5 protein-coding genes and 2 pseudogenes are annotated in these 8240 nt (G+C 64.4%); 5 read left to right on the plus strand and 2 right to left on the minus strand.

All coding sequences use genetic code 11. From position 1 onward, the window contains the following. The first annotated feature begins 208 nt into the window (after positions 1–208). Genes D4765_RS18410 through D4765_RS18420 form a run of 3 tightly spaced genes read left to right on the plus strand, consistent with a single transcriptional unit; the run spans position 209 to position 1561 of the window. Positions 209–727: a hypothetical protein gene (locus tag D4765_RS18410; protein WP_136643773.1), complete on the plus strand. Its 519-nt coding sequence runs from the start codon at positions 209–211 to the stop codon at positions 725–727. A gap of 60 nt (positions 728–787) precedes the next feature. Continuing rightward, positions 788–1066 (plus strand): hypothetical protein, encoded by a 279-nt coding sequence (locus D4765_RS18415; RefSeq protein WP_136643774.1) that lies wholly within the window; start codon positions 788–790, stop codon positions 1064–1066. 45 nt (positions 1067–1111) lie between these two features. Further along, positions 1112–1561, plus strand: coding sequence for a hypothetical protein (locus D4765_RS18420; protein ID WP_237280554.1), 450 nt, complete (start codon positions 1112–1114; stop codon positions 1559–1561). 81 nt (positions 1562–1642) lie between these two features. On the opposite strand, the gene D4765_RS18425 is transcribed toward D4765_RS18420, so the two are convergent. Beyond that, positions 1643–2044 (minus strand): hypothetical protein, encoded by a 402-nt coding sequence (locus D4765_RS18425; RefSeq protein WP_136643776.1) that lies wholly within the window; start codon positions 2042–2044, stop codon positions 1643–1645. A 196-nt stretch (positions 2045–2240) separates the two neighbouring features. Between D4765_RS18425 and mobF the strand changes: the two genes are divergently transcribed. Then, positions 2241–6008 (plus strand): MobF family relaxase, encoded by a 3768-nt coding sequence (mobF, locus tag D4765_RS18430; protein WP_136643777.1) that lies wholly within the window; start codon positions 2241–2243, stop codon positions 6006–6008. Between the two features lie 245 nt (positions 6009–6253). Here the strand turns inward: mobF and D4765_RS18435 are convergent. Further along, positions 6254–7213: pseudogene (locus D4765_RS18435) on the minus strand (ISL3 family transposase); the annotation flags it as partial. Between the two features lie 125 nt (positions 7214–7338). Here D4765_RS18435 and D4765_RS18440 point away from each other — a divergent pair. Then, positions 7339–8112 (plus strand): annotated as a pseudogene (locus D4765_RS18440) (IS256 family transposase); the annotation flags it as partial. Between the last annotated feature and the right edge of the window lie 128 nt (positions 8113–8240).

Below are 8240 nucleotides of genomic sequence, written 5' to 3' on the forward strand. Positions count from 1 at the left end.
GCCGCGCCCGTTGGACCCAACGCTGGAAAGCAGCACTCAACGCCTTCGAGATCACCTTCAACGGCCGACTCAGCGTCGGACGCAACTAACCAAAAACAACTAGTTACACCAAAATCTTGACAGACCCAGCCTCGGCTGTGTCGAACCTCGAGCGTGGGATTACATCCGTGTCGGATGGTGGTTTACCAAGGGGGCCAGGTTCATGCGTGTGGCGATGCTCGCTCCTCTCGTTGCCGGAGCCATCTGGTTGCTCATGATCGGGTTGATCGAGGACTGGGATCCGCGGCTGATGTTCGCCGATTTTGTCATAGGCGCCAGCGTCATGCTGCTGGCCGTCGTCGCGGTCACCGTAGTTGTGCAGGTGTTCGATGCGCACCGCAGCGACCGCCGCATCTATATGAGCGAGAAACGGAAGGCTGTCATCACGCTGATGGACCGTCCGGATCATGGGTGGTGGGAGTTCAGTAATCACGTGGTCAAGACGGTGGGCTGTCACTGTGGTGAGGAGCTCCGCGACGCGATGAGCGTCCCGCTGCAGGCCGCCGCGACTGCGGCCGGGATTAGCATTTACGGGAAAGCCGCGAACGAGAAAGTGCAGAACCTTTACATCGAGCAGTTCAAGACCTGGGGGCTTGAAAAGATCGACAAGCCCCATAAGTACGGCGTCATCTGGCGGCCGAAACCCGCCGCGAGCGTAGACCCGGAACCAGAAACGATCACGCCATAGCCTCGGCACGCTGGGCGGCGAACGTCGTCTCGAATCATTGCATGATGAAAGGAATCTGAAATGTTCGATGCTTTTGTTGCCACGGTAGCGGCCGGGGTCTCGGTGTTCTTTGTCTTCATGATCGGGGCCAGGTTCCGGCTCCGGTTCATTCAGACCATCGCACGAAAGATGATGTGGATCGTCGCGGGGATCTGGACGATCGGCCTCTGCCAGCACCTGGTCGACGCGCCCACCATCGTCGCGTTGGTGCTGACCGCAGTTGTCTGGGTGGTCATCATCGGGCGGGCCATCGGGCGCCGCCGGCACCACCCCGCAGTGGGCGCCGGCGCGCACCGGTAGCGAGCTGGCGTGCTGATCAGCGAGCAGGAAAGGTTCTGGTCACACGTGATCAAAGGTCCCGCCGACAACGATTGTTGGTTGTGGGTCGGTGCTGTCTCCGACGACGGCTACGGCAGGTTCTGGGTTCAACGAGGCGGCAAGCAACGCGCTGTCCGCCCGCAGCGGTACTCCTACGAGCTGCTGACCGGTCTCGCGTTACCTCGGGACGTGTTGTTGCTGCACGACTGCGACATTCCGTTGTGCGTGCACGCCGACATTGACCTGGCCAGGTCGCATGTGTGGGAGGGCGACCACCGGAAGAACATGCTCGACCGTGAGCAGAAAGGCCGAACCGTGAACGGCGCCACCGCGTGGCGGTGGCGCGGCCTGCCTCGCGCTCTTCGCGCGGAACGCTCCCGCGCTCTGCGCCAAACGGTCCTCGAGCACGGCTGGGACCCGGCCCTGATGAGCGCCGCTCTCTCGGGAACAGACCCGGAACACCCGCGCCTGTTCTAACCCTTAGAAACCTAACGCCCACCAACATCACCCCTCAAAGTTCGGGGGCGAGTGTTGGTGGGCGTTGGCGTGTTCCGGTGCCTACTGTTCCGGGTTGTTGTTCTCATTATGCGCCGCACCGTCGACCGGCGCGGTCTCTGGCGTGGTGGGGCTGAGTTTCCTGAGTCGCCGGATCTCGGTCTCGGTGATGCTGAGCACCGTGGCGATGGTGTCAGTTTTCAGCCCCAGGGTGTCGAGTTCTTTGATCGCGCCAGCCCGGTCAAGATCCAGAGCGGCTAGTTCAGCGACAAGCGCGTCGCGGCGGTCCTCAGCTTCGAAGTACGCCGTCGTCGCGGTCTCTCTGGCTCTCGAGACACGTTCCCGTTCGGCCAGCCTGGCACGTTCGGCTTCTTCTTGCGCCGCGAGCTCGTGGGCGAGGCCGCCCGCGATCGCCTGCCGGGCACGGTCTCTGGCCGAAACCTTCTTACCTGTCACTGCTGCCACACCCATCATCTCCTTCATCGAAGTCTTACCGAATTTTCACCGTAACCCAGCAGCCCAGAAAGTTAGAGCATCCGAAACAACATCGGAAAGCAGAGAAACCGTCAAACAACTGCTAGAAACACCACACCTCTTGCACTAATAGTGTCTGGGCCGGTTTCACCGGCTATTCTGTGCTCATGGGACGGGAGACGCGCGCATGATGACCGTGCACGTTCTCCATGCCGGGAACGGGTACACCTACCTCACCCGCCAGGTCGCTGCCGGGGATCAGACCCGTGCCCGGGGTGAGGATCTGACAGCGTATTACACCGCGGAAGGTAACCCGCCCGGGGTGTGGGTCGGTAACGGCCTGACCAGTCTGGGGGTGGAAGGTCAGGTGTCCGAGAGGCAGATGCTGGCCCTGTTCGGTGAAGGTTTGCACCCGGACGCCGACCGGATCGTTGCAGAGAACGTAGGCGCCGGTATGCCGGCCGCGGATGCGATCCAGGCGGCCCGGTTGGGTCGCCGGTTCATGACCACGGAGCAGACCGACGACGGCTGGGATGCCGCGATCGCGGCCGCGTATGACACGTTCCGGACCGAGGCCGGCAGGAACCCTGAGGTCGGGGTAGAACGCGATCTGCTGCGCTGGGGCGTCGCGTCCGAGGCGTTGCAGGGCAGCCTGGACCGGGCGCCGACGGATGCGGAGGTGTCCGGGTTTCTGGCGAAGAAAGGCAAAGCGGCCCGGCAACCTGTCGCCGGGTATGACTTGGTGTTCACCCCGGTGAAGAGCGTGTCGGTGCTCTGGGCGCTCGGGGATGCGCACACGTCCGCGGAGGTTCATGCGGCGCACACCGCGGCGTGGTCGTCGACGGTTTCGTGGTTGGAGAAAGAAGCGGCACTGACCCGGGTGGGTGCGGGTGGGGCGGCGCAGTTGAACACGAAGGGTCTGGTCGCGACGGCGTTCGAGCACCGCGACTCCCGCACCGGGGACCCGAACTTGCACACCCATGTTGCGGTGTCCACCAAGGTGCAGGGCGAGGATGGGAAGTGGCGTTCTCTTGATGGGCGGGTGCTGCACGCGCTCGGGGTGTCGGCGTCGGAGCGGTACAACACCCTGATCGAGAAGGAACTCCGTGACCGGCTCGGGGTCACGTTCACCGACGAGGTACGGGGCCGGAACAAGCGTCCCGTCCGTGAGATCGATGGGGTCCCGAAACAGCTTCGCGATTCGTTCTCGTCGCGGCGTGCGGCGATCGAGGACGCGTACGAGGAACTGTTGACCGCGTATGTGGCGTCGCATGGTCACACGCCGGCGCGAGCAGCGCAGATCAGCATGGCGCAGGAAGCGACCTTGTCGACGCGGCAGGCGAAAGCGAAACCGGAAAGCCTGACCGAGCTTCGCGCCGGGTGGCGGGCCGCCGCGGCGACGGTGATCGGTGAGCGTGGGGTTGCCCTGTTGAGTGTGAACGTGACCCGGCCGAGGGAGTTGACGGCGGCGGAGGAGGAGCTCGCGGCCCGGACGGTCCCGGAGCTTTCGGCGGGGATCCTGGCCACGGTGGAGAACAGCCGGTCGACGTGGCGGATGTCGCACTTGCAAGCCGAAGCGTTACGGGTCGCAAGGGCGTACGGCAACATCGTCCGCACCACGGATGTTGAACAGCTCACGGTGGCCTTGACCGACACGGCGGTGCAGCTCTCTGTCGGGTTGCGGGCACCGGAGCTGAACCCGGTACCGGCTGTTATGCGCCGCACCGACGGGACGTCGATCTATGAGGTGCACGACACCACCCGGTTCACGTCGACACATATTTTGAAGGTCGAAGATGACCTGGTCGCTGCGGCGTCGACGCGGGCGGGGTTCGTGGCTAGCGAGGACGCACTCCGGGAAACGGTTGCCAAAACGAACGCGGCGTCCCGGTTTCCGTTGGATGCGTCGCAGGTCGAACTGGCCCGCAGGTTCGCGACCGGCGGGCACCGCATCGAGGTCGGGGTGGGGCCAGCGGGGACAGGGAAAACGACGACGATGCGGCTGTTCGCCCGCACCGTGACAGCGGATGGTGGCCGGGTGCTCGCGTTGGCGCCGACGGCGGTCGCGTCGACGGTGCTTGCGAAAGATATTGGTGTGCCAGCCGATACCGCCCACAAACTCATCGACGTTCACAAAAACGGTACCGCCGAGCAGAAGCTGGACGACAAGTACCGGATCGATGAGAACACGATCCTCCTGGTCGACGAGGCTGGGATGGCGTCCACTCCCCTGCTCGAGGAACTCCTGCAGCTCGCGGTGAAGCACGGCGCTGCGGTCCGGTTGCTAGGCGACCCGGCGCAGCTCGCCGCGGTCGAGTCCGGGGGTGCGTTACGGCTGATCCAGAACCGGGCAGGCGCTTCCTACCTGGACGAGGTACACCGGTTCGCGTCGAAGGAAGAAGCCGCCGCGTCACTGAAACTCAGGGTCGGTGACAGTACGGGGTTGGGGTTCTACATCGAAGAAGATCGCACCCGCGGCGGGCTCCGGCAGAGCATGCTCGAGGAAATCTATGACGGATGGGCTCGTGACCGGGCTGCGGGGAAGCAATCGATCATGGTCGCCGGTATCAATGATGAAGTCGCGGCGTTGAACGCGCAGGCCCGCCTTGACCTGATCGGCCAAGGCGCTGTGAAAGCGCGTGGTGTGATCCTGCACGACGGGAACAAAGCCGGGGCCGGTGACATCGTCGTGACTCGGCAGAACGAGCGCCGGCTGAACGCGAATCGGGGCAAAGACTTCGTCGCGAACGGTGACCTCTGGCAGGTCCTTTCCGTGCACCACGGCGAGCTGAAAGTGAAACACCTCCGCCACGGCGGCGTGCTGACGTTACCTGCCGAGTACGTCAGTACCGATGTGGAACTCGGTTACGCCGCGACGATCAACCGAGTCCAGGGCATGACTGTTGACACGTCTCATATCCTGATCGATCCGGAAGCGACCGCCCGCGAACAGCTCTACGTCGCAGCGACCCGGGGCCGGGAATCGAACCGGATGTACACCGTCATCGACGATGTCCTCGAAGTCGATCTGCACGCCCCTGACACCCTCCGTAACTCCATCCACGACGGCCTGGTGAAGGTGCTCGCTAGGGAAGGCGCGGAGTACTCCGCGCACGAGCAGCTGCAGCAGATCCTCGAGCACTCGGAAAGCCTCGCCGCGCTCGTACCCCGCTACGAAGACGCCCGCACCCGGATCCTTGACCCGGGCCTCCTCCCCCGGATGGAACAAACCCTCCGCACCGTCCTTCACGACGCGGCCGTGGAACAGATCATCGACGACGCGGCGTGGACACATCTGGCGCACCGGATGGGTGACCTCGAAGTCGCCCGGGTGGACGTCACCGAACGCCTCACCGCCGCCGCGGCCAACCCGCAAGGCGACGACGGTGTGCGGTCGCTGGCGAAGGTGTACCACCACCGGCTTGGCGAAGGCATAGCCGAACCGGCCCCGTCCGGGCTGCCCGGGTGGCTCACCCTCCCGCCCGTGGGTGCCCGTGCCGAGACCGAGGTTGGCCGGTGGATCATCGACCAGGGCGAACTGATCACCGCCCGCGTCGACCAGCTCTACGACCAGGCACACACGGCACCGGAACCCTGGCTCGGCGCCCTCCGCCCAGAACCCACACCAGGCGCCGGCGACGATGTGTGGGCCCGGAACGTTCGCACCGTCCTGGCGTACCGGGACCAAGAACAGATCCGCACCCCCAGAGATCCGCTCGGGCCCCAACGCCACACCGACGCGTACCGACACGCCGCGGCCGCGCTGAAACAACTTCAACCATCACAATCCGCTGCACTCCAAGAACGCCTCGCAAAACTCCAGCTCACGAGACCCACCGCCGACCAGCAGCCTGCGCCGGCCGAGCCGCGAACCGTACAGAACCTCACGACAGAGGCGACCGTCCCCTACGACTCAGACCCCGCTCAAGCACCACGACGCGGACCCCGGATCTGACCCCTTCTCCGCCGTTTGTCTGTTGCTCACGCCGGACCAAACTTGTCGAACAGGACAAGCCCAAGAGAAACATATCGGAGAGATATTGAATCCCGCGGACGAGTTCAAAGACCTTGTTGCTGATGGTGGCATTTCCAAGGATGCGTTGCAGGCCATTACCGGCCTCCAGCCCGACAAGTTGGAGGTGTTCCTCAATCAGACGGGTCTGTAACAGTAACGGCTCTGGCGCACTTTCGGTGGTGGTGTTAGCCGAGCAGGATGCGGTGGCGGAGGAGCGTGAAGCTGGCTCGGCCGTACATTTGTCGTTTGAGCATTTTCGTACGGGTGTTTACACCTTCGGTTCGACCGTTGTGATGTGGCATCGTGACCGCTGCCGTCACGGCCGGGTGGTCTTTTTTGAGGCCACGGGCGAAGGAATGAACGTGTGGCAGGTCGGCTACTTGAGCGGCCTGGATCCACGCATTGAGTTTGGCGGCGTTGTCGTCTGTGGGGGTCAGCAGGGCTGCGAAGGTGGCGACGAGTCGGTGCACCGCGGCGGTTTCCGGGCATGCTCCGCTCACCTGGGTGAGTCGTTCCTGCTGGGAAGGGGTGAGCCGGTCGGGTCGGGTCAGCAACAGCCGCGTCGCGCGGCGTGGCGACAAGTGGGAGTGGTCATCAAGGTGGCGACCCTGGTTCAGGTACCGCACCAACAGGTTCTGGCTACCGGTGTAGCCCAGTTCTCGTATCTCGGCCAGCAGGCGTGTGTCAGCAACGCCCGGGTCCTTTTCACGTCGGGTGCGTAGGTGCTGACGGTACGGGTCGACCAGCGTGGGCCGGTACTGCGGGACTCGTTGCAACCGCTGTGGTTCGGGCGCGCGGGCGTACCGTTTGATCGTGTTCAGGGAGAGATTCAGCCGGCGGGAGCAGTCTAGTAACCCAACACCGGCCTCGAGCAGGTCATGTACCTGCGTCCAGCGGTTGGCCGTGCTCGCGGCTCGCGGCCCGTCTTGTAGCCCGGTCGCGGCGGCCCAGCACGCTGAATGCGCCGCGATCTCCTTACCCGCGGCCTCGGCCAGTCCGTGCCACAGGTGCCACCGGTCAGTGACCTGTACTGCGTGAGGCAGGGCATCTTTGATGGCCTGTGCGTATGCGGCTGAGCCGTCACGGCACACGACCTGAACGTCCGGGTAAGCGCGCAACCAGTCAGTGACGACCTGCCCGCCGCGGCCGGGAAGTAGTGCCCCATAAGGTGGTGTAGCCCGGTGGCCCGGCTTGTCGTTCGCGACGAAAGCGCGGTCACCGTGTGTTCCTTCGAGAAGTCTCTTACCTCCACTCGAAAGGCATCATCACGATGACCGCTCCACATATTGTCGACCCTGCCGGCCTGCTCCGCGAAGCCCTGGGGGACGCGTCTCCGGATCTGATGCGCAGCCTGCTGCAAACCATGATCAACGCCCTCCTCTCCGCCGATGCCGACGCGGTCGTCGGTGCCGAGTGGGGCAAACCCAGCCCCGACCGTACGGCGCAACGCAACGGGTACCGGCACCGCGACCTCGATACCAGGGTCGGGACGATCGACGTCGCCGTTCCGAAACTCCGACAGGGCACGTACTTCCCGGAATGGCTCCTCGAACGCCGGAAACGCGCCGAAGCGGCGATGATCACCGTGATCGCGGACTGCTACCTCGCCGGCGTCAGCACCCGCCGGATGGACAAGCTGGTCAAAACGTTGGGGATTCACTCGTTGTCGAAGTCGCAGGTGTCGCGGATGGCAGCGGAGCTCGACGAGCACGTCGAGCAGTTCCGGCACCGGCCCCTCGGCGACGCGGGCCCGTTCACGTTCGTCGCGGCCGACGCGTTGACGATGAAAGTCCGTGAAGGCGGGCGGGTCATCAACGCTGTTGTGCTCGTCGCGACCGGAGTCAACGCTGACGGGCGCCGCGAGGTACTCGGCCTCCGCGTCGCGACGTCAGAGACGGGGGCTGCGTGGAACAGCTTCTTCGCGGACCTCGTGGCCCGCGGCCTGACCGGAGTGCGGCTTGTTACTTCCGACGCCCATCAGGGCTTGGTTGAGGCGATCGCGGCGAACCTGCCCGGTGCAAGCTGGCAGAGATGCCGCACCCACTAGGCCCGGTACTCCTGAAGCTGTCCTAGACCGACAAGTAGCGGCTGGACCATTGGCTAGAGGGAGTTGTTGTTCGTGGCAGGTGTTTCTTGGTCGGTGCTCATGCCCAGGTAGCGGTAGGTGGTGGC

The sequence above is a fragment of the Subtercola vilae genome, assembly GCF_004923255.1.
Classification (GTDB): domain Bacteria; phylum Actinomycetota; class Actinomycetes; order Actinomycetales; family Microbacteriaceae; genus Subtercola; species Subtercola vilae.

Bases quoted from the DNA above. Each gene is read 5' to 3' on its own strand.
- D4765_RS18415 (WP_136643774.1), top strand. From the start codon at position 788: ATGTTCGATGCTTTTGTTGCCACGGTAGCGGCCGGGGTCTCGGTGTTC.
- mobF (WP_136643777.1), top strand. From the start codon at position 2,241: ATGATGACCGTGCACGTTCTCCATGCCGGGAACGGGTACACCTACCTC.